Genomic DNA, 21,484 nt, shown 5'->3' on the forward strand with positions numbered 1-21,484 from the left:
CTTTTTGTTTCAAACTTTTACAGTAGCCATAGGCTGGCCTGCAAAGGCCGGTGTTCACCGATTTCATTGCATTGTTGACGCTGCCCTGGTCGCAGCCCTGCTTCGGAGCCTTCATGAAACGATTTACCTTTTCTGTGCTGAGTCTGAGCCTGTTGCTGGCTGGTTGTCAGCAAGCCGCGCTATCCCCGCAACCGACCGTCAGCCAACTCCCTGCCGGTATTGAATTAATCAAAGACGCCAGCGTAAGCAGCAGTAGTGTTGCTATCCCGTATAAAAAGTATCGCCTGGCCAATGGTCTGACCGTCGTGGTACATGAAGATCAGTCCGATCCGCTGGTGCATGTCGATGTGACTTATCACGTCGGCTCGGCGCGGGAAGAACCAGGCAAATCCGGTTTCGCGCATTTCTTTGAACATATGATGTTTCAGGGCTCTGAGCATGTCGCGGACGAGCAGCATTTTAAAATCATCACTGAAGCCGGTGGTGAGATGAACGGCTCGACCAACAGCGATCGCACCAATTATTACCAGACAGTGCCCGTCAATCAGCTGGAAAAAGTGTTGTGGCTGGAATCGGACCGGATGGGCTTTTTACTCGATGCCGTCACGGAAAAGAAATTTGAAGTGCAGCGTGAAACAGTGAAAAACGAGCGCGGCCAAAGCGTCGATAACAGGCCTTATGGCCGTTTGTCCGAACGGGTTGCGCAGGCATTTTATCCGGATGGTCATCCATATTCCTGGCCAGTGATTGGTCATATGGCTGATTTAAACCGCGCCAACGTCAATGACGTAAAAGCCTTTTTTCTGCGCTGGTACGGCCCGAATAACGCCACATTGACCATCGGCGGAGCGGTCAAAGCTGAAGATATTTTACCGTTGGTGCAACAGTATTTTGCCGCCATTCCACGCGGGCCTGAAGTGACGCCGACCGCCAAAACGGCAGTCAGTTTAACGGCTGACCGTTATGTATCGATGGAAGATAATGTGCACCTGCCGCTTTTATACATGGCCTTTCCGACGGTTTATGCCCGCCATGAAGATGAAGCGGCGCTGGATATCCTCGCCGAGATCTTAGGCGGCGGCAACAACTCGCTGCTGTACAAAAATCTGGTGAAAACACAAAAAGCAGTGCAGGCGCAAACCGGACATGGCTGTCAGGAACTGGCTTGTGAATTCACACTGCTGGCCCTGCCGGCGCCAGGCGCGGTGAAATCGCTGGCTGAAACCGAACAACAGATCCGCCAAAGTCTGGCGGAGTTTGAACAACGTGGTGTCACCGACGACGACTTGAATAAAGTCAAAGCCAAAATGGAAGCTGCCAGTATTTTTGCGCTGCAAAGTGTCGAAGGCAAAGTCAGCCGGCTGGCCGCCAATGAAACCTTTTTTGGTGAGCCAGATCTGGCGGCAGCTGACTTAGCGCGTTATCAGCGTGTGACCAAAGCTGATGTAGAGCGGGTCTATCAGCAATATCTCAAAGGCAAAGCGGCCGTGGTGATGAGTGTGGTACCCAAAGGCCAGCGTCAGCTGATTGCCAGGGCTGATAACTTCACACCGGTCACTCATGATTTTGGCGGCCCTTCCACCACCAAAGCGGAAGATTTGCAGCTGCGCCGCACGCAAGACTCGCTGGATCGCAGCAAGATCCCAGGCGCCGGTGCCAATCCGGCCGTCAGCTTACCGGCAACCTGGCAACAGCAGCTCAGTAATGGCATTCGCGTCCTTGGCGCACAAAGCCATGAAACGCCAACCACGTCATTACTGCTGCGGGTGCCGCTGGGCCTGTACGATGAAACGCCGCCGCAGGCCGGCATCAGTCAGTTGTTAGCAGCGATGCTCGATGAAAGCACCATGCTCAAAACAACGGAGCAGATGAGTCTGGCGCTGGAAAAACTCGGCGCTAGCATCAGTTTTTCCGCCGGTGACGAGTATCTGGAAGTGTCAGTACAAAGCCTCAGCAAATATCTGCCGCAAACGCTGGAGCTGCTGATGGAAAAACTGTTGTTGCCAGCCTTTAACGCGGATGACTTCAGCCGGGCTCAGCAACAGACCCTGCAGTTTATTCAGCATTCCGAGAAAGACGCCGGTGTCCTCGCTTCGCGCGCGGTACAGCAACTGATGTATGGCAACCATATCAGCGCCTATCCGAATCAGGGCACATTACAGTCGGTCAGCGCGCTGAAGATAAGTGATGTTAAAGCTTATGCGCAGCGGCTGTTAAAGCCGGCGCATGCTGAACTGATCCTGGTGTCTGATTTACCGCAGGCACAAGTATTGGCCGAACTCCAGCCACGTTTGCGGCGCTGGTTGGGTGATGCGCCGACTCGCAACGTACAAATTCCGGACGCAGTGGCTAAAACCGGCACTATTTATCTGATTGATAAACCGGACGCGCCGCAGTCAGAGATCCGTATTGTGAAACGCAGTCTCAACCGTGATTTTACCGGTGAATATTTCCGCTCAGGACTGATGAACTTTGTCCTTGGCGGCAATTTTAACAGCCGGATCAACCTGAATCTGCGTGAGGAAAAAGGTTATACCTATGGCGCCACCAGCTATTTCAGCGCCGATCGCTATGCCGGGATTTATCAGGCTGCAGCTGCAGTGCGGGCTGATGTTACCGGTGCATCAGTGCAGGAGTTTTTTAAGGAATTAAGTCGTTATCAGCAACAGGGCATGACGCCACAAGAGCTGGATTTTATGCGCAAAGCCATTAACCAGGCCGACGCGCTGGCTTACGAGACCCCGGGGGCTAAACTGGGCTTCATGGCTGCCATTCTGCAATATGGACTGGCCAGTGACTTCACCACGCAGCGGAATCAAATCGTCCGGGACATCACGCTGGATGAACTGAATCAACTGGCAAAACGCCATCTGGATCCGGCCAGCTTCAGCGTAGTGATTGTCGGACCGGCGGCACAGCTTCGGCCTCAACTGGAAAAACTGGGGATGCCGGTAGAAAACTATAAGTTCTGAACAGCTTGAATTGTAAAGCCCGCTCACGCGGGCTTTATTCAGCACCTGCTGTCAGAATGGCGTTAGATCGTTATAGTCATCTCATCAGCACGTTCATAAGGAGACTGGATGCTGCAACTTGCACGCGGGTTGATTCTGGGACTGACGTTGAGCATGCCGCTGCATGCTGCAGACGTAGCGCCCCACACGCTGCAGATAGCAACCAGTCTCAGTCAGTCGGCATTATCCAACCAAATCGAACAACAACTACAACGGGCTTACGGCAGACTCGGTTACCAGATGCAAGTGGTGCGGTTACCGGCCGGCCGCTCGTTACAGATGACCGATCGCGGCTTGTATGACGGCGAACTATTCCGCATCGATGGTTTGCAGCATGAATTTTCGCAGTTACGCCAGGTGCCGGTGCAGCTCGCTACTATTGAATTGCTGGCATTTGTTCGTACCGAACAGAAAGACGAGTTACGCGACTGGGTATTGATGAAACAGGTCCGGGTTGGATTTGTCCGTGGTTTTCGTTTGGCCAGTCAGCTGCAGTATGCCGGCCATCCCGTTCCGGTGACGACACTCGAACAGGCGGTAGGTATGTTAGTGCAGGGCAAAATCGACGTGTTACTGGAAGATCAGCAATCGGTGCTGAGTGTCCTGCCCGCTAAAACTGAGCAGGCAGGCATCTCAATGCTGCCAGGAACGCTGGCGCGCGCCGGTTTGTATCATTATTTGCATCAGCGTCATAGCGACTTATTGCAACCGCTGGCGACTGTGTTGGAAAAAACTGTCGCCGGCGCCAAAGATAAACGACCGTTGCCCAAGCCGGTTCAACCCGCTTTGGATGACTGATCCTGCGTTCAGGCTGCGCGGTGCAGGCCGCGCTGAGCTGAGCTGAGCTGTGCCCAGAATAAAAAAATCCCTGCCAGGCAGGGATTTTTTTTATCAGCACCAGTTATTGCGCTAAAGACGCATCGCGGGCAGCTTTAAACTCTTTGCCTTCATACCAGTTTGGCCAGGCGCTGGTGTCATCTGCCAACTCACGGCCCACGCGGTAATACAAGAACATGTCTTGCTGCGCACCACGCAAGTCCCAGCTGTCTTTGTACTCGTCTTCCACTTTGTGGTAACAGCACTTATTAAACTCTTCACGCTGTTTGATGCCCCACTCTTTGCCGTGGTCCACACTGTCTACCCCACCTTTGGCGTACAACATCGGTACGCCTTTTTTCGCCAGATTAAAGTGATCTGAGCGATAGTAGGAACCGGCAGCCGGGTTATTTTCCGGCGCGATGTAGCGGCCTTGTTGTTCAGTGTATTTTTTCAGCAGCACTTCCAGCTCTGAGTTGCCAAAGCCAACTACCGTCATGTCTTTCATCGGGCCATCGACGTTGATCACGTCCATGTTAATGCCGGCAACAGTTTTGTTCAGCGGGAACACCGGATGTTTGGCATACCAGGCAGAACCCAGCAAACCACGCTCTTCGGCCGTCACGGCAACAAAAGCAATCGAGCGTTTTGGTTTCGGCTGCGCCGCATAATATTCCGCCATAGCGATTAACGCGCCGGTGCCGGAAGCATTGTCTTGTGCGCCGTTAAACACTTTGTTGTTCGGATTGGCGAAATCAAGGCCGAGATGATCCCAGTGCGCCATATATAAAATGGCTTCATCCGGTTTTTCACTGCCTTCGATGATGCCAACGACGTTGCCGGAAGTCAGCTCACGCACATTGCTTTTCACCGACACCGACGCTTTGATGCCAAGTGGAACTGGTGCAAAGTCTTTGCTCAGCGCTTTTTTGCGCATCGACTCGATGTTTTCACCAATCACACCAAACAAAGTATTGGCCGATTCGGTCGTGACCCAACCTTCAATGGCAGTGCGATCGGCATTTTTGTTTGGATTAATCAGGTCAAACTTGGTGGCAGAACCACCAGCGACCACATGCCAGCCGTAAGAGGCAGCATCGGTTTCGTGCACAATCAACGCGCCGGCTGCACCCTGGCGGGCCGCTTCTTCAAATTTGTAGGTCCAGCGACCGTAATAGGTCATCGCATTGCCGGTGAACAGTTTTGGATCTTGGGTCGCAAAACCCGGATCGTTGACAAACATCACCACGGTTTTGCCTTTGACATCCAGACCTTCATAGTCATTCCAGTCGTATTCCGGTGCGACAATGCCGTAACCAACAAACACCAGTTCCGAGTCTTTGATCTCGCTGAATTCAGTGACACGGGTCGTCCAGGTAAACATCTGGTCACGATATTTAAACGGCGCCGGCGCTTTATCGCCACTGAAGCTCATCGCCGACACTTCTTTCGGATCGATTTGCACCAGCTGTACCGGCTGAATGTAAGTGCCGTCCGGCTGTGGTTTTAAGCCAATCCGTTTGAACTGTTCAGACAAATAAGCCAGGGTCTTTTCTTCGCCTTTGGTGGCTGGCGCACGGCCCTGGAAATCGTCAGACGATAGGGTTTTGATGTATTCAGCAAGCTTAGGGTTGAACTCGGTGTCCGGTAGCGCCGCAGGGGCTGTGGTTGCTGTCGCGACTGCCGCTTCAGCCGGGGCTGCTGTCGCTGCCGCCGGTTCCGGCTGCTTTTGACAGGCAGCCAGGCCAAGGCAGGCGCTGAGCGCTAACCATGTTCCTGAAAACCAGAATTGTGGTTTCATAAAATCTCCATCACCTGGGGTGATTGTTGTCGTTATGGGTTGCCATCGGGCTGACGGCGTCTTGATGTTACTAAAGCAGGCGCTGAAGTACCAGAGTGACCGATCTCAGACCGGTCACAGTTAATCGCATCCGCGCTTTTAAAGTACGCGGTCTGCAGCGCCCCAGGCTGGCGGCGGCAGTGCAACTGGCCGGGTTAAATCAAAGGCGACGGCAAATTCGCGGCCGGGCCGGCTCAAGCGGTAAATCAGGGTTTTTCCCGGTTCCAGCGTGAATGACCAGACATTCGCCGGCGCCGCGGTTCTGCCAAGTGCCTGAAACATCAGCTTGCTGTAAGCATCGGCAGGAAAATGCTGCGCCAACCCAGTCGCGGGATCAGCAGAGATGCCACCATACATCGTCAACTCGTCATGGCTGCCATCCTGATGCCGGTGATCATGTTTGAGCTGTAAACCTTGCGGCAACGCGCGCAACACCCAGGTACGGGAACGGTCTTCTCCGACATGGAACGGCATCCGCACTTCCCCATTGCGACAGTCCGCGACATGCACAATCAAAGCCTGCCCCGCCATCGTCGCATCTTCTGGAGCCTGGGTGACTAACTTGCCGGCAAAGGCTTTACCGCAATAAGGCTGTAAGGCCTCGAGTAGAGTTTGCTCAGCGGCTGCAGCAGTCATGCTGTAACCGCCAGCAAACAGCGTGGCCACTAAAAACAACGGTGTAAATTTCATCTTGAATGTTCCGGTTTGTACTAAAGACGCAGGTTAAAATCAGCTGAACTATGCTAGGGTCAGTGATCATGATCAAGGTTCAGGCTCAGGTTAGCCCGTATGTCCACTTTACCATCCAGCCAAAAATTATTGCGGGTTTTTGCCACGACGGAACACTTTGGTGTGGTGGCAGACACGCCTTTTGGTTGTGGATATCGTTTGCAGGGGCTGGAAGTGGCAGTGAGTTTTTTTGGCCATCATGTCTATTTTACCAGCGGCGATGCCGTGCTGGTCTTAACTGAAACCGGAAGCTGCAAACTGGAGCGGCCAGACGCGGTGGATAATCTGTATCTGATGCAGCTGATTGAAACAGTGGACCAGCGCTACAATCCATAACGCTGCCAGCGACAAATAGTGCGGTCGGCTCATGCAAACGTATGCACAACGGTGCGATGCCACCGCCCCACGTGATAGCATGCCCTAATCGAATTTAAAGACAAAATGAAAAAATATGATGAAATTCAATTTGTTAGCTACTTTGTGTGGTACTGCCATGCTGCTCAGTGCCTGTAACCCCGCCCCTTCTGCATCGGTGCCGGCTGCTATGCCGGCATCTGTGGTGAAACCGACATCTGCTATCGCAGATCCTGTCGGTAAAGTAGTTGTTTATCAGGCATTTACCCGGCTGTTTGGCAACAGTAATCCAAGCAATATCCCCTGGGGCAGCGCCGCGCAAAATGGCGTCGGCAAATTCAATGACATCAACGACGCAGCGCTGCTGGCGTTAAAACAAATGGGTGTATCGCACTTGTGGCTGACCGGCGTGCCGCATCATGCCCTGATCGCCGATTACAGTGCTTATGGCATTAGTGCCGATGATCCCGATGTGGTCAAAGGCCGCGCCGGCTCACCCTATGCAGTGAAAGACTACTACAGCGTCAATCCTGACTTAGCGGTAGATCCGGCCCGGCGCATGGAGGAGTTCACTGCTTTGCTCAGCCGGGCGCACCAACATGGCATCAAAGTCGTGATCGATATAGTGCCGAACCACGTGGCGAGGCATTATCAGTCTTTAGGTAAACCTGCCGGAGTGCGTGATTTTGGTGCCGACGACGATACCTCCGTTGAATACGCCAAAAACAATAACTTCTACTACGTGCCAGGTCAGCCTTTTGTGCTGCCGACACTACCGGCCGGCTTTAAGCCACTCGGTGGTGAAGCGCATCCATTGGCAGACGGCAAATTTGACGAGAATCCAGCGAAATGGACCGGCAATGGCGCGCGTGCCGCACAACCGGATTTTAATGACTGGTATGAAACGGTCAAAATTAACTATGGCGTTAAACCGGACGGCAGTTACGATTTTGACCGTCTGCCGGCTGATTTTGCCGGCCGCAGCAGCAGCGAACACGTTGCATTCTGGCAAGGCAAATCGGTGCCGGATTCCTGGTTAAAATTCCGTGATATCACGCAGTTTTGGCTGGCGCTGGGGGTCGACGGCTTCCGCTATGACATGGCCGAAATGGTACCGGTCGAATTCTGGAGCTATTTAAACAGTCAGATCAAACAACAAAGACCTGATGCCTTGTTACTGGCCGAGGTGTATCAGCCACAGTTGTACCGGGATTATATCCAGTTAGGCAAAATGGATTATCTGTACGACAAAGTTGGTTTTTACGACAGTCTGAAGCTGCTGATGCAAGGTAAAGGCACCGCATCTGAGGTGCTAAACAGGCAACTCGAAGTGGCCGATATCGACGGCAACATGCTGAAATTTCTGGAGAACCATGATGAGCAACGCATTGCCAGCCCGGAATTTGCCGGCAACGCGGAAAAAGGCAAACCGGCCATGGTCGTTTCTGCGTTGATTGGAACCGCACCGACCATGTTATATTTTGGCCAGGAAGTTGGCGAAGCCGGCGCTTTAGCCAGTGGCTTTGGCCAGCCGAGCCGCACCACTATTTTTGACTATGCCGGCGTACCGGCACACCAGGGCTGGCTCAATGGGGGCCGTTTTGACGGTGCTAATCTGACGCCGGCACAACGCGATCTGCGTGAGTTTTACGTGAAGCTGCTGCACTTCAGCGCCACAGCGCCTGCCCTACGCGGCCAGTTATTCCCGCTACATCAGCAACATTTACAAACGCCTGGTTATAGTGAACAAATGCTGGTTTTTGCCCGCAGCGACTCGCAGCAGCGGCTAATTGTGGTGGCTAATTTCGCCGACTCAGCGTCCCGCTTCAAACTGCAACTACCAGCAGATTTAGTACAACAATGGCAATTGACTCGTGGCACCGTCCCGCTCACTGAGCTGTTCAGTGGTCATGCGCATTCGCTGCAGGTGGACTCTGGTGTTGCGGTAGTTCCGCTGACCGTGAAAGCCAACAGTGCGCTGGTGTTGCTACTGCCTTAAAACGCAACCAGAGCAGCGATTAGTTTCAAAAAGCGACAGCAGCGAAACACAGAATGGCCGCATGCGGCCATTCTGATTTCGACCGGACGGAAGCGCCTGACTCCTCACAGCAAACGACCAGCATTGCCGGTGAACACCGGCAATTTCATACCACCAAGTAATCAAATTTAATTACACTAATAAATGTAATTGAATTTGATTACTTTCGTAAAATTGCTATGCTCAGATTGGTACACCGCCTGCGGTGTTAACACCCTGATTGGCTGCTCCCGGAATAAAAGATGAACTTATATGCGATCCTGACCGGCGACCTGGTACGGTCTTCAACAGTCGATGCCGACCGTTACCCGCTACTGATGCAGGCACTGCAGCAGTGCCTGGCGAAGTTTTGTCCTGCTGGTATCGCCACGCCTGTTGTATACCGCGGTGATGGTTTTCAGCTTGCGACGCTGCCAGAACAGGCGTTTAACGCCGCTTTGCAAACCAGACTTACCCTGATCAGTCTGCAATCCGATGCCCGTATCGCTATTGCGGTGGCGCCAGCTGAACAACTGCGGGCTGATTTAAATCAGTCTACCGGTCAGGCATTTACTTTATCCGGCCAATTGCTCGACGATTTGCAGCAGACCCGCTGGGAGTGGCTGGATCCGCAACAGCCGTTCAGTACTGCCGAACAGCTGCTGTTGCAGCTGGTGTCGGTACAGCTGCAACAACTGACCGCACGGCAAGCTGCCGTGTTGTTGGCGTATCTGCAACAGCAACGCCCGCAACACCAGCAACTGGCACTTTTTTTCAAAACATCCAGAGTGAACATCACCCATTTGCTCAATCAGGCGCAATACGGTTTAATTTGTCAGGTTGTTGATTATTTCAGCAAGCGTTATCAGCCATCCGCTGGAGTGCCACGCGATGAGTGAACTGGATTTGTTATTGTTGCTAGTACTGGCGCATGTGCTGGGCGATTTTTATCTGCAACCACTGAGCTGGGTGAAAGACCGGCTGCAATGGCACTTTAAATCGCCCAAATTGCAGTTGCATGTCTCGGTGCATATGGGGCTGAGCCTCGCGGTTATCTTGGTCTGGCAGTGGAGCTATGGCTGGAGCCACGACAGCCTGATGGCGGTCGCACTGGCGTTGACGATCGGCCTTAGCCATTATCTGATTGATGTCGCCAAGTCCTACAGCAGCAATGGCCTGATGGCATTTTTACTCGATCAACTGGCACATCTGGTTGTACTGCTGTTGCTCTGGTCTGCCTATACCGCAAACTGGTTTTGGTGGCCACCAACGATGCCGGAACACACGGCAGTCTTGCTGATGGCTTATCTGCTGGTGCTGACCCCAACGTCAGTGCTGATCGGACAATTGCTGCGCAGTTGGCGGCCCGAACTGCTCAATATGCCAATGCAGGGCTTGCTCTCTGGTGGCCACTATATCGGGATGCTGGAACGCGGCCTGATCCTGACTTTTGTACTGCTCGATCAATTTGGCGCCATCGGCTTTATGCTGGCCGCCAAATCGGTATTCCGCTTTGGCGATCTGTCGCGGGCGCAGGACATGAAGCTGACAGAGTATGTGTTGCTCGGCACTTTACTCAGCGTCAGCATCAGTCTGGGCATCGGCCTGGCTGCCAGACAATGGTTAACAGGTTGACCCCAAACACCTCAGTTGTTCAGTTCTTGCTGCTGTTTTAACGTGACGGTCAATTGCAGACGCTGCCAGGCTTCAGTCCAGTCCCCCGCCAGCGCAGACACCAGCGCCATCATCAGTAACAAATCACGTTGCAGTCCGCCTTGTTGCAGCAATGTCGGGATCTGTGCCGTTGCCGCCTGTTCGCCTTGATGTGCCAGAGTGTGCAGCAGTTGCATCGTTTGTTCTTCGGCACTGACCGGCCGTGGCACCGGTGCGACGCCAAGCGCAGTCACGGTTGCTTCGGCCAGCGCCCAGACTGACCAGGGATTCTGGCCGGTGATCAAGCGACCATCCACCACCAGATTTGGCAGATATCGGTGCCCTGCGCTGAATGCCGCGCCTTGTTGCTGCAATGCACTTTGTAATAGGAAGCCAAACCGCTGTTCCGCTTCGGGCATCAGCAATAATTCTTCTGCATTAGTAAAGGACGTCAGTTTTTTGCCGGCCAGCCAGGATGGTCCGGTCGTACGCTGCGTCTGCAGCAGCGCTGCCGGACCGTGACAGACAGCCAGCACCAGTTTGTCAGCATCCAGCATGGCCTGCAGCAGCCGGGCGATATCGGGATTGTCCGGGAAGTCGTACATCGCACCTTTGCCACCGACGAAATAAACCGCCTGATACTGTGCCGGGTCGACATCAGTCAGCCGCAGTGTCGCGCGCGCTTTGCCCATCGCTTCGGCATCATTTAAAAAGGCATAGTCATATTCGCCCATGTCATCGCCATCCAGCACGCGCGGCGCGTCCCCCCCTTGCGGACTGGCAATATCAACGGCAAAACCGTTGGCGCGTAGCACCCAATAAAACCGCGCCAACTCGGTCAGTTCATAACCAGTCTTTTTCACCTTGCCTTCGACCACAGCGGCCGGATAAAAAGCCGTACTGCTGACCACCGCCAGCACTTTGCCGCGCGTGGCTGCGGGCTGCTGCTGTAAATATGGCACCTGCGCGACTGTCGTTCGCTGTAGCAGAGTGTTGTCCGTTTCACTGTCAAACAGAGTAAACAGCCAAACACCGGCCCCGGTCCCTGCCAACAACAGCAACGCCATTGCGCTGAGTATTTTCTTCCACATCGTGCACCTCCAGCATCAAGTGGCGCTACAGTGACAGTTCGAATGTGAAAAATTAGTCAAATTCCCGCCAGGAGCGCTCAGCAATGGACCTCAACCAAGCCAACGGCTATTCGGCGACACCGCTGCTGAAAAAGCTCGGCATTAAACCCGGCATGCAGTTGCTGTTTTTACAGCCGCCTGCCGATTACTGCGCCGCACTTGCCGCACAGCAGATGGCCTTGTATCAGGACCCCACCCTGCATTGTCAAAACGTAGCGGACGGCAGTACCGAATTGGTACAACTTTTTGTCACAGAGCGAACGCAGCTAAGCAGTCTGCTGCTTCAGCTGCGCACCAGCCTGAAACCAAACGCGGTAATTTGGGTCAGCTGGCCAAAACAAGCGGCCAAACAGCACACCGATATCCGAGAAAATGATATCCGCAACATCGCCTTGCCACTGGGGTTGGTTGACATCAAGGTCTGCGCCGTCGACGCGACCTGGTCCGGATTAAAACTGATGTTACGGCGCGAACTGCGCTGACACTGACTTTGCATGTACAAGCACGAATTGCGCATATCTATCCGTCACTAAAATCTGGATACATTCGACTGAGTCGTACAGCAACCAATTTGGCGATTTTGCCGCATTCATCAGATTTTCACTGGAAAAAAACCAGATTTCAGGTATCTTGTGCAGGTTTTCCAACCCGGCTTAATGTCGGACCCAAGTCGGATCAGCCGAAGCAAATTTCAAACCCATTTTGCCAGCCAAAACTGCATATCTGTGCAGTCAGGTGCCGCTCCTATTGTTGGAGTCCCTGTAGAGGAACCGCCCATGCGTTTTTATTTTCCTATTGTGATCATCGATGAAGATTTCCGCTCTGAAAATACCAGCGGATCTGGTATTCGCGAACTGGCCAGTGCCATCGAAACGGCCGGCATGGATGTGGTTGGTTACACCAGCTATGGCGATTTAACTTCATTCGCCCAGCAGCAAAGCCGCGCTGCCGGTTTTATTCTGTCGATCGACGATGAAGAATTCGGCGGCGGCAGTGCCGAAGAAGCCCAATCCGTGCTGGCGCAACTGCGCAGCTTTGTCGAACAGATCCGCCACCGCAACCCGGATATCCCGATTTACCTGTACGGCGAAACCCGCACCGCCCGCCATATTCCAAACGACATTCTGCGCGAACTGCATGGCTTTATTCACATGCATGAAGACACGCCGGAATTCGTGGCGCGCCACATCATCCGCGAAGCAAAAAGTTATCTCGATGGCCTGGCGCCACCGTTTTTCCGCGCCCTGACCCATTATGCGCAAGACGGCTCTTACTCCTGGCACTGCCCGGGTCACTCCGGCGGCGTGGCATTTTTAAAATCGCCGGTCGGCCGGATGTTCCACCAGTTCTTTGGTGAAAACATGCTGCGCGCAGACGTCTGTAATGCGGTAGATGAGCTTGGCCAACTGTTGGACCACACCGGTCCGGTGGCTGCATCCGAGCGCAACGCAGCGCGGATTTTTAACTGCGACCATCTGTTTTTTGTCACCAACGGCACTTCCACGTCCAACAAAATCGTCTGGAACAGCACTGTGGCACCGGGTGATATCGTTGTCGTTGACCGCAATTGTCATAAGTCGATTCTGCACGCGATCATGATGACCGGCGCAGTACCGGTGTTCCTGATGCCGACGCGTAACCACTACGGCATCATCGGCCCGATTCCGCGCAGCGAATTTGAACCTGCGACCATTCGCCGCAAGATGGAAGCCAACCCGTTTATCCGCGAAATCCTGGCGAAAGACCCAGACGTCAAACCGCGCGTGCTGACCATCACGCAAAGTACCTATGACGGTATTTTGTATAACGTCGAAGAAATTAAAACGCTGCTCGACGGCGAAATCGAAACGTTACACTTCGACGAAGCCTGGTTACCGCACGCCGCATTCCACGACTTCTATGGCGACTACCACGCCATCGGTGAAGGCCGTCCACGTTGTGATACCTCGATGGTATTCGCTACGCAGTCCACTCACAAATTGCTGGCAGGTATTTCACAAGCCTCGCAAATCCTGGTGCAGGACGCTAATCAGAATAAGCTCGATACCCATCTGTTTAACGAAGCGTACCTGATGCACACATCAACCAGCCCGCAATACGCCATTATTGCCTCCTGTGACGTGGCCGCCGCCATGATGGAAGCGCCAGGCGGTACGGCGCTGGTGGAAGAATCGTTAGACGAAGCGCTGGAATTCCGTCGTGCGATGCGCAAAGTCGACCAGGAATACGGCGACGACTGGTGGTTCCGTGTCTGGGGCCCGGACGATTTAACCGACGAAGGCCTCGATGAACGCGCCTCCTGGATGCTGCATGCCGACGAAAACTGGCATGGCTTTGGCGATATCGCCGAAGGCTTTAACCTGCTTGACCCAATTAAAGCCACTATCCTAACGCCGGGCTTAAACGTCGACGGTAACTTCTCTGACAGTGGTATTCCGGCTGCGATTGTGGCCAAGTACCTGGCTGAACACGGTGTTGTGATTGAAAAAACCGGTTTGTACTCGTTCTTTATCATGTTCACCATCGGCATTACCAAAGGCCGCTGGAATACCATGGTCACCGCGCTGCAGCAGTTCAAAGATGATTACGACAAAAATGCGCCACTTTGGCGTGTATTGCCGGAGTTTATCGCCAAGTTCCCGCAGTATGAGCGGATCGGCTTAAAAGACCTGTGTGACCAAATCCACGAGATCTATAAAGCCAATAACATCGCCAAACTGACCACTGAAATGTATCTGTCTGAGATGGTACCGGCAATGAAACCGGCCGATGCTTTTGCCCGCATGGCGCACAAACGTATTGAACGGGTGCCGCTGGATGAACTGACTGGCCGAATTACTGCCGTGATGTTAACGCCATATCCACCAGGCATTCCACTGCTGGTACCAGGCGAAGTCTTTAACGAGACCATCGTCAGCTATCTGAAGTTCGCCCGCGAGTTCAACCACAAGTTCCCGGGGTTTGAGACCTACATCCATGGCCTCAGCACCATGCAACAAGATGGCAAACTGGTGTATTACGTCGACTGCGTGAAAGTCTGAGTGATAGACCTTTCCTGAAAAAAAACGCCGGCAACAGCCGGCGTTTTTTTTCGATGTCAGCTCTGTTCCGCGAGCACCACCCGATCACCGCCAAGACGCTTCGCGCTATACATGGCACCATCGGCACGCAGCAGTAGCTGTCGGCTGTCTGATCCATGCTGTGGAAAGAGGGCAACACCAATACTGGGCGCAATCTGCAATTGCTGACCGGCCAGCAAAAATGGGGGCGTCAGCGCCAAACGGATTTTTTCTGCTACTTTTGCCGCCGTATCCTGCTGATGCAGGTGCTCCAGCAAGATGACAAATTCGTCACCGCCAAACCGGGCGACCGTATCAGTTTGCCGAACCGCGTGCACAATACGCTGCGCAGTTTGTTGCAACAGCAGATCACCGACCGGATGACCAAAGTTGTCATTGACCTGTTTAAAACCGTCTAAATCCAAATATAACAGTGCAAGAGGCTGCTCATCCCGGCTGGCGCGTTGCAATGCGGCCTGTAACCGATCGAGCAACAAAGTCCGGTTGGCAAGCCCGGTCAGACTGTCATACAGTGCCAGTTGCAGCAGGCGCAGCAGCATCGTCTTGCGTGAAATCGCGGCCGCGATTTGCACTGTGACATAACTGAGTAATTCCAGATCGGCAGCACTGTAATGCACGTCCTCCCCCGGATGTAACAACAATACCCCGAGCAGATCGTTACCGTCTTTCAGCGGCAAGCCTAACCAGCCATAACCAATACCTTCTGCCAGTTGACTCGGCGAGGACTTTTGTCCAACAGTGAGACATAACGCATCGAGATCCGGTAATTCCGCCGTGTTTTGCTGCCCGTCTTGTGGCCAATTTTGTTGATAACACAGGTGCCAGCGACTGCCATCTGCTTCTGGCAAGGCGATGAAAAAATGCCGCACCGGTAACAGTGCTGTGACGATAACCGCAACATGCTGATAGAGATCGGACAGATCTGCGCTGAGCTGTGCCGCTTCGGCAATCGCATAGACAGCGCGTTGACGCGCCTGAGCCTGACGGATATCGCTGATATCCCGTGCCACGGCAACCCGAACTTGTTCAGTTTCGGACCAGCGGGCTGACCAGGACAAATGAACTGCATGACCATCTTTGTGGCGATAACGGTTTTCGAAATGCATGCCGGCCTCGCCCGACATTACTTTTGCCGCCTGCGCCAGCGTACGTTCACGGTCGGCCGGCCAGACATAATCCAGCATCGGTTGACCCAGCAACTCTGCGTTGCTGTAGCCGAGGATCCGGCTGACGCTGGCACTGACATAAACAAAACGCCCGCTCGCATCGACAACACAAATCAGATCCAATAACAAATCAATATAACTGCCGAGCGCCTGGTACGAAGGTGCTACAGGTAAGTCGGTTGGCAGTGGGTCTTGCATATCCAATTGAATTCCGTTCAGTCTGCATGTGGGGATTCGTCAGCCTGCTCCGGCAGCCTGGCCCTTGATTCTACTGATAGTAGCACAGCTGTATTTCTGCTGAGAGTCACTACAACGGCGCTGATCAGGTATCTGTCGCGCTGAAAGCAATACCAAAACATTTCAGCCATCCAAACATCTATATTTCCCTTTTCAGCAGGACACTTTTCAGGTTTACTGCTCACAGTTGTAATAAAATTCAGAGGACTTCATGTTTAAAGTAAATCAATATTTTGATGGCAAAGTGACATCAATCGCTTTTGCCGGCGAAGAATTACCTGCCACTGTCGGCGTGATGGCGCCTGGCGAATATGAATTTGGCACCAGTCAGCATGAAGTGCTGACCATTGTCAGCGGCGCGCTGACGGTGCTGCTGCCGGGTGAAAGCCAGTGGCAAACCTTTAGCCGTGGTCAATCATTCGCAGTGGCGGCCGGACAAAAATTCCAGCTGCAGGTAGCCACGGACACCGCTTATCTTTGCACTTACGCTGACTGATAGCACGCAGCTGCCAGCGCTTAAAATCCCGGTGTTGCCGGGATTTTGTTTTTCAGCTGTCCGATATCCCTGGCAAATCGGCCCCTTCTGCTTTGCTGCTGTTGCGTGCACAATACTACGCTGACTCTTACTTTCCGTCTTAAGGACTTCGCATGCGCGGTATGCGCTCTACAGCCAAACAACCTGAACCCAGTCGCCGGCAAGAAGCCGCCAGCCTCAGTGAAACAATCCGCTACATGCGCCCTTACTTCGCAGCTTTTCCCTGGCATGTCATCGGGGCCATCCTGGCGCTGATCGCTGCGAAGGCCGCGACACTGGCGCTGCCTTATGGCCTGAAACTGATTATTGATGCGCTGGACCCCAGCCTGAATTCACTGGCGCTGCTGCCACTGTGGTTGATCCTCGGTTACGGCTTATTGCGCTTTGGTTCCGTACTATTTGGTGAAGTGCGCGATGCATTGTTTGGCCGGGTGACTGAACATGCGATGCGGGCATTGGGCCTCAAAGTCTTTATCCATTTACACCGACTGGAACTGGGCTTTCATCTGGACCGCCAGACTGGCGGTATCAGCCGCGATATTGAACGCGGCACTAATGGCCTGTCGTTTTTGATGCGCTTTTTGATGTTTAACATTGTGCCGACGGTGCTCGAAATCGTGCTGGTTGCGCTGATTTTCTGGAACCTGTTTTCCGTTTGGTATGCCGTGATCACCGCCGTCGCAGTAGCGGTCTATATCCTGTTCACGGTACGGGTAACCGAATGGCGGAGTCAGTTTATCCGTGCCGCCAATCAGGCCGATTCCAGCACCAATACTCAGGCTGTGGATAGCCTGCTTAACTACGAAACGGTGAAATACTTTAATAACGAGCAATATGAAGCCAGCCGCTATGACCAGTCGTTGGCAGGATGGGAAAAAGCCCGGTTACAAAACCGTATGTCGTTGTTTTTTCTAAACTCTGGCCAGGCCCTCATCATTGCGCTGGCGATGACACTGATGATGCTATTAGCCGCACAGGGCGTTGCCGGCAAACAGTTGACGCTCGGTGATCTGGCGATGGTCAATGCTTATATGTTGCAGCTGTTTATGCCACTGAACTTCCTGGGCTTTGTTTACCGCGAGATCCGCCGCGCCTTAACAGATCTGGAAAACATGCTGGGATTACTGAAACGGGCGCCTGTCATTGCCGATGAACCTGACGCGCCCCCCCTGCAACTGCAACAAGCCCGGGTCGAATTCCGTGATGTCGCGTTTGCCTATCAGGCAGAGCGGCCAATCCTAAACGGTCTGAGTTTCACGATTGAGCCCGGGCAGCGAGTCGCCATTGTTGGTAGCTCCGGTGCCGGCAAAAGCACACTGGCGCGGCTGTTATACCGTTTTTACGATTTGCAGAGCGGGCAAATCCTGTTAGATGGCGTGGATATTCGCACTGTCACGCTCGACAGTCTGCGCCGCAACATCGCCATAGTGCCGCAGGATACCGTGTTATTTAACCAGAGTATCCGCGCCAATATCGCCTATGGCCGGCCTGATGCCACGGACGCCGACATCGATGCAGTGATTGACGCCGCCCATCTGCGCGATTTTATCAGTCAGCTGCCGCAGGGTGATGCCACACTGGTCGGCGAACGCGGTCTCAAAGTCTCGGGCGGGGAAAAACAGCGGATCGCTATTGCCCGGGCTTTGCTTAAACGTAGCCCTTTGCTGATTTTTGATGAAGCCACCTCAGCCCTCGATAGTCACAGTGAGCAGGCCGTGATGGCAGCGATCCGCGCCGCCTCGCGTGAACATACCGCTCTGGTCATTGCGCACCGTTTATCGACTGTGGTGGATTGCGACCGCATTTTGGTGCTGGAACAAGGCCAGCTGGTGGAAAGCGGCAGCCATGCTGAATTACTGGCGCAACAAGGTCGGTATGCCGCCCTATGGGCGCTGCAGCAACATGAAGAAGATGTCACGCTAGATTAAGCTACCGGCGCTTTATGTTAACTTAGATTAAGCGCAGTAAAGCTCGGTAAAATCAGAAACTTAAGTATAAAAATCTGCTCCTATTGGCGCGTTTAAACCCAGGTTTTCCTGTCAATAGAGAGCAGTTATGTCGACATTACGTATTCTGGCGCTGGCCATCAGCAGCCTCACTCTGACCGCATGTGGCGGCAGTTCAGACAGCAGTGGTTCTGATACCTACCCTGATTCTTACATCCAGTTTTATAACGGCTCTGCCAACAGCGCCAACACCACTTTACAATTGATAGAAGCAGATGACGATGAAATCGCCATCGGTTCTGCCACATTTGCCGATGCCACTAGTCTGGTGACAATGGAAGGTGGCAGTTATGATCTGGAATTAAACTGGACACCCGCCAGTGGCGAAACGGCCACAGTGCGTACTGACAAAGTGACACTCGCAGATGGCGAAAAAACTTTTTTAGCGATGCTCGGTGATTTCAACAGCCCGGAATTACTGACCTTTAAATTCAGCCGGGATGACGAATTGGATGACCAATTCAAAGTAGCCATGCTGGATCTGGTCAATAACAGCAACAGCTACGATTTATATATTTCTGAAGACGATCAAGCGTTTTCCGATGCCAAGCTGGTCAACAGCGCCAGCTACAAAGGCCTGACTCAGTTCCAGACCTATGACACCGGCAGCTACATTTTTTATGTCACCAAAGGCGGCGACAAAACAGTGCTGTTTAAATCAGACGCAGTGACGCTCAGTTATGAAACCGAATATCTGTTGGTGCTGCGCAGCGCAACCGGACCATCAGCTGGCAATAAACTGGCGCTGGACCTGATTGGCAATACAACTTCAGTGACGACGCTGGAAGATATCACCAGCAACGCCCAATTCCGCATCTATAACTCGATGAACAACACAGGCACCGGCAGTGTGTTTCTGGGCGATCTGACTGCAACACCAGCCATTGCTAAACTGCCCATCGATACATTAAGTGCGTATACCGAAGTGGTTGCAGGCGATTATCGCGTCAGTCTGACCGATGATAAAGGTGCACTGGTTATGCGCAACGGCCTGATGACGTTAAGTCAGGGCGCCGTCAAATCTGTGGTGTTTTATCAGGACGCGAATGACAAAGCAGCAGCTATTACTGTGACCGATTCAAAAACGCCGCAGGTCTATGACTTTGTGTTCAACGCTGTGAATACCATCCCGGATTACGATCAGGTCAGCCTGTATTTCGTCAAACCGGGCTACACTATGGAAAATACCGCCTACTACGTCACCACGCTGAACTATGCCTCACAAACCAGCGTGACCCTGCCAGCTGGCGAATATACGATGTACGTGGTTCACAAAGACAATAACAACAATAAGATCCTGCTTGCGCAAACCGAGCTGACCAAGCTGGTTAGTGGCAGCAACTATCTGTTGTTGGCGGAAAAAGAGCAGAACAGTTTAAGCGGCTTTAAACTGACACTGGCGAAGTAATGCCGCCACTTGTCTGTTAGCATGTTAAACGGCACCTTAGGGTGCCGTTTTTGTTCTGTGGAACCGGCTATGCTGTGTTTAGGCAAACTTCGAACAAAACTGTGGCGCACTCAGGTTAATCTTGATTGAGTTTCAGCGCACATCCCCGTAGTCTTGCCGCATTTGTTTCTAAACATTTCAAACAGGTAGATACAACATGATGACGTGGTTATTTCTAGGCATTGGCCTGATCTTATTAGTGGCGGGAGCAGACCTGCTGGTTAAAGGCGCTGCGCGACTGGCAGGCGCTTTTGGTGTCCCCAGTCTGGTGATTGGTTTAACCGTCGTTGCTTTTGGCACCAGCGCGCCAGAACTAGCGGTGAGCGTGAAAGCCGCATATGCCGGTCAGGCAGAACTGGCCATTGCGAACGTCGTCGGTAGTAATATCTTCAACGTGTTATTTATCCTCGGTGTTGCCGCGCTGATTATGCCGCTGGTGATTTCCAAACAGCTGATCCGTCAAGACGTTCCGATCATGGTTGGCGTGTCATTTCTGGTGATGTGGATGGTCCGCGACCTGCAACTGGATAAAATTGAATGCGCCGTGTTATTTGCCGGTCTGCTTTCATATACCTTCTTCCTGTTTAAACAAGGCAAAGCACAGGGTGCTGAAGGCGGCGACGAGGAAGTTGAAGCCATGCTGAAAGAGCCACAACCGATGTGGCAAAATCTGTTGTTTGTGATCGGTGGTCTGGCGTTACTGGTATTAGGTGCACGCTGGCTAGTCGAAAGTGCCATCGCATTGGCTACCGCCTGGGGCGTCAATGAAGCGGTTATCGGCCTGACAATTGTTGCAGCCGGCACCTCTTTACCAGAAGTAGTCACTTCAATTGTGGCGACCATTCGCGGTGAACGCGATATCGCAGTCGGCAACGTGGTGGGTAGTAATATCTTTAACGTACTGTGTGTATTGGGTCTGTCCGGATTGGTGTCACCAATTCCACTGGTCGCCGGTGAACAAATGTCACAACTGGATATTCCGGTGATGCTGGCCGTCGCGCTGTTGTGCGTACCGTTCTTCTTCGCCGGTGCTATCCTGAACCGCATTGAAGGCGCATTATTCCTGACCGCATACGTCGCTTACACCTGGTATCTGGTTGCACTGACGCTGAAAATGGATTACCTGCCACAACTGCAGAATTACATCGTCTACGGCTTAATTCCGGTGATCGGTGTCTATGTGGTACTGTCGCTACTCAACGATTTCCGCCAGCGCCGTAAACAGGTCGCCAGCTAATCTCCCTAGCCAACGCTTAAACCAAAACGCCGCAAATAGTTGCGGCGTTTTTATTGGCAACGTTTTGTCGATAGTTCAGCCACGGCAACCGCCTGACCGAAACTTTGCAGATAGCACCAACAAAACCACCGCCATACCCAGTATTCAGCGAATTTATCAGCAGGAACTAAAATTGCCCTTTTGCCCGCCCCTGCTTTCGATATAATATCCGTCTGTATGGCTAAAC

16 protein-coding genes are annotated in these 21,484 nt (G+C 52.9%); 12 read left to right on the forward strand and 4 right to left on the reverse strand.

All coding sequences use genetic code 11. The features are described 5' to 3' along the window. Positions 1 to 113: 113 nt before the first annotated feature. Together ACFFJP_RS18245 and ACFFJP_RS18250 are read left to right on the forward strand one after the other, a co-directional pair. Positions 114 to 2,972 carry a M16 family metallopeptidase gene (locus ACFFJP_RS18245; RefSeq protein ID WP_377247664.1) on the forward strand — a complete coding sequence of 953 codons (2,859 nt, stop codon included), beginning with the start codon at positions 114 to 116 and terminating at the stop codon, positions 2,970 to 2,972. A gap of 108 nt (positions 2,973 to 3,080) precedes the next feature. Beyond that, positions 3,081 to 3,809, forward strand: coding sequence for a transporter substrate-binding domain-containing protein (locus ACFFJP_RS18250; RefSeq protein ID WP_377247667.1), 729 nt, complete (start codon positions 3,081 to 3,083; stop codon positions 3,807 to 3,809). Between the two features lie 103 nt (positions 3,810 to 3,912). On the opposite strand, the gene ACFFJP_RS18255 is transcribed toward ACFFJP_RS18250, so the two are convergent. Together ACFFJP_RS18255 and ACFFJP_RS18260 are read right to left on the reverse strand one after the other, a co-directional pair. Next, positions 3,913 to 5,628 carry a M28 family metallopeptidase gene (locus ACFFJP_RS18255; protein ID WP_377247670.1) on the reverse strand — a complete coding sequence of 572 codons (1,716 nt, stop codon included), beginning with the start codon at positions 5,626 to 5,628 and terminating at the stop codon, positions 3,913 to 3,915. 138 nt (positions 5,629 to 5,766) lie between these two features. Beyond that, on the reverse strand, positions 5,767 to 6,357 hold the full coding sequence (locus ACFFJP_RS18260) for a hypothetical protein (protein ID WP_377247673.1): 591 nt from the start codon (positions 6,355 to 6,357) through the stop codon (positions 5,767 to 5,769). 99 nt (positions 6,358 to 6,456) lie between these two features. Here ACFFJP_RS18260 and ACFFJP_RS18265 point away from each other — a divergent pair, with 99 nt between their 5' ends. From ACFFJP_RS18265 to ACFFJP_RS18280, 4 genes are all read left to right on the forward strand, one after another. Further along, positions 6,457 to 6,732, forward strand: coding sequence for a hypothetical protein (locus ACFFJP_RS18265; protein ID WP_377247676.1), 276 nt, complete (start codon positions 6,457 to 6,459; stop codon positions 6,730 to 6,732). 115 nt (positions 6,733 to 6,847) lie between these two features. Further along, positions 6,848 to 8,749, forward strand: a complete 1,902-nt coding sequence (locus ACFFJP_RS18270) for an alpha-amylase family protein (RefSeq protein ID WP_377247679.1) — start codon at positions 6,848 to 6,850, stop codon at positions 8,747 to 8,749. Between the two features lie 281 nt (positions 8,750 to 9,030). Beyond that, on the forward strand, positions 9,031 to 9,666 hold the full coding sequence (locus ACFFJP_RS18275) for a hypothetical protein (protein WP_377247682.1): 636 nt from the start codon (positions 9,031 to 9,033) through the stop codon (positions 9,664 to 9,666). Beyond that, entirely contained in the window at positions 9,659 to 10,402 is a 744-nt protein-coding gene (locus tag ACFFJP_RS18280; protein ID WP_377247685.1) for a DUF3307 domain-containing protein, read from the forward strand. The genes ACFFJP_RS18275 and ACFFJP_RS18280 overlap by 8 nt, the downstream gene beginning before the upstream one ends. A gap of 11 nt (positions 10,403 to 10,413) precedes the next feature. On the opposite strand, the gene ACFFJP_RS18285 is transcribed toward ACFFJP_RS18280, so the two are convergent. Then, positions 10,414 to 11,511, reverse strand: coding sequence for a type 1 glutamine amidotransferase domain-containing protein (locus ACFFJP_RS18285; protein ID WP_377247688.1), 1,098 nt, complete (start codon positions 11,509 to 11,511; stop codon positions 10,414 to 10,416). 83 nt (positions 11,512 to 11,594) lie between these two features. Between ACFFJP_RS18285 and ACFFJP_RS18290 the strand changes: the two genes are divergently transcribed. Together ACFFJP_RS18290 and ACFFJP_RS18295 are read left to right on the forward strand one after the other, a co-directional pair. Beyond that, complete coding sequence (locus tag ACFFJP_RS18290) at positions 11,595 to 12,032, forward strand: DUF3052 family protein (protein ID WP_377247691.1); 438 nt, start codon at positions 11,595 to 11,597, stop codon at positions 12,030 to 12,032. A 294-nt stretch (positions 12,033 to 12,326) separates the two neighbouring features. Next, on the forward strand, positions 12,327 to 14,591 hold the full coding sequence (locus ACFFJP_RS18295) for an Orn/Lys/Arg family decarboxylase (protein WP_377247694.1): 2,265 nt from the start codon (positions 12,327 to 12,329) through the stop codon (positions 14,589 to 14,591). A gap of 56 nt (positions 14,592 to 14,647) precedes the next feature. Here the strand turns inward: ACFFJP_RS18295 and ACFFJP_RS18300 are convergent, their stop codons facing one another. Then, entirely contained in the window at positions 14,648 to 15,994 is a 1,347-nt protein-coding gene (locus tag ACFFJP_RS18300) for a diguanylate cyclase domain-containing protein (RefSeq protein WP_377247697.1), read from the reverse strand. 250 nt (positions 15,995 to 16,244) lie between these two features. Between ACFFJP_RS18300 and ppnP the strand changes: the two genes are divergently transcribed. From ppnP to ACFFJP_RS18320, 4 genes are all read left to right on the forward strand, one after another. Further along, a complete protein-coding gene (gene ppnP, locus ACFFJP_RS18305; protein WP_377247700.1) occupies positions 16,245 to 16,529 on the forward strand; it encodes a pyrimidine/purine nucleoside phosphorylase in 285 nt (94 codons plus the stop codon). A gap of 152 nt (positions 16,530 to 16,681) precedes the next feature. Next, on the forward strand, positions 16,682 to 18,496 hold the full coding sequence (locus tag ACFFJP_RS18310; RefSeq protein WP_377247703.1) for an ABCB family ABC transporter ATP-binding protein/permease: 1,815 nt from the start codon (positions 16,682 to 16,684) through the stop codon (positions 18,494 to 18,496). A gap of 127 nt (positions 18,497 to 18,623) precedes the next feature. After that, positions 18,624 to 19,982 carry a hypothetical protein gene (locus ACFFJP_RS18315; RefSeq protein ID WP_377247706.1) on the forward strand — a complete coding sequence of 453 codons (1,359 nt, stop codon included), beginning with the start codon at positions 18,624 to 18,626 and terminating at the stop codon, positions 19,980 to 19,982. Positions 19,983 to 20,178: 196 nt separating this feature from the next. Further along, the gene (locus ACFFJP_RS18320; protein ID WP_377247709.1) at positions 20,179 to 21,258 is read left to right on the forward strand and encodes a calcium/sodium antiporter; all 1,080 of its coding nucleotides are present in this window, start codon (positions 20,179 to 20,181) and stop codon (positions 21,256 to 21,258) included. Positions 21,259 to 21,484: the final 226 nt, after the last annotated feature.

Origin of the sequence: Rheinheimera tilapiae, assembly GCF_042432165.1 — a bacterium.
Lineage (GTDB): Bacteria > Pseudomonadota > Gammaproteobacteria > Enterobacterales > Alteromonadaceae > Pararheinheimera > Pararheinheimera tilapiae.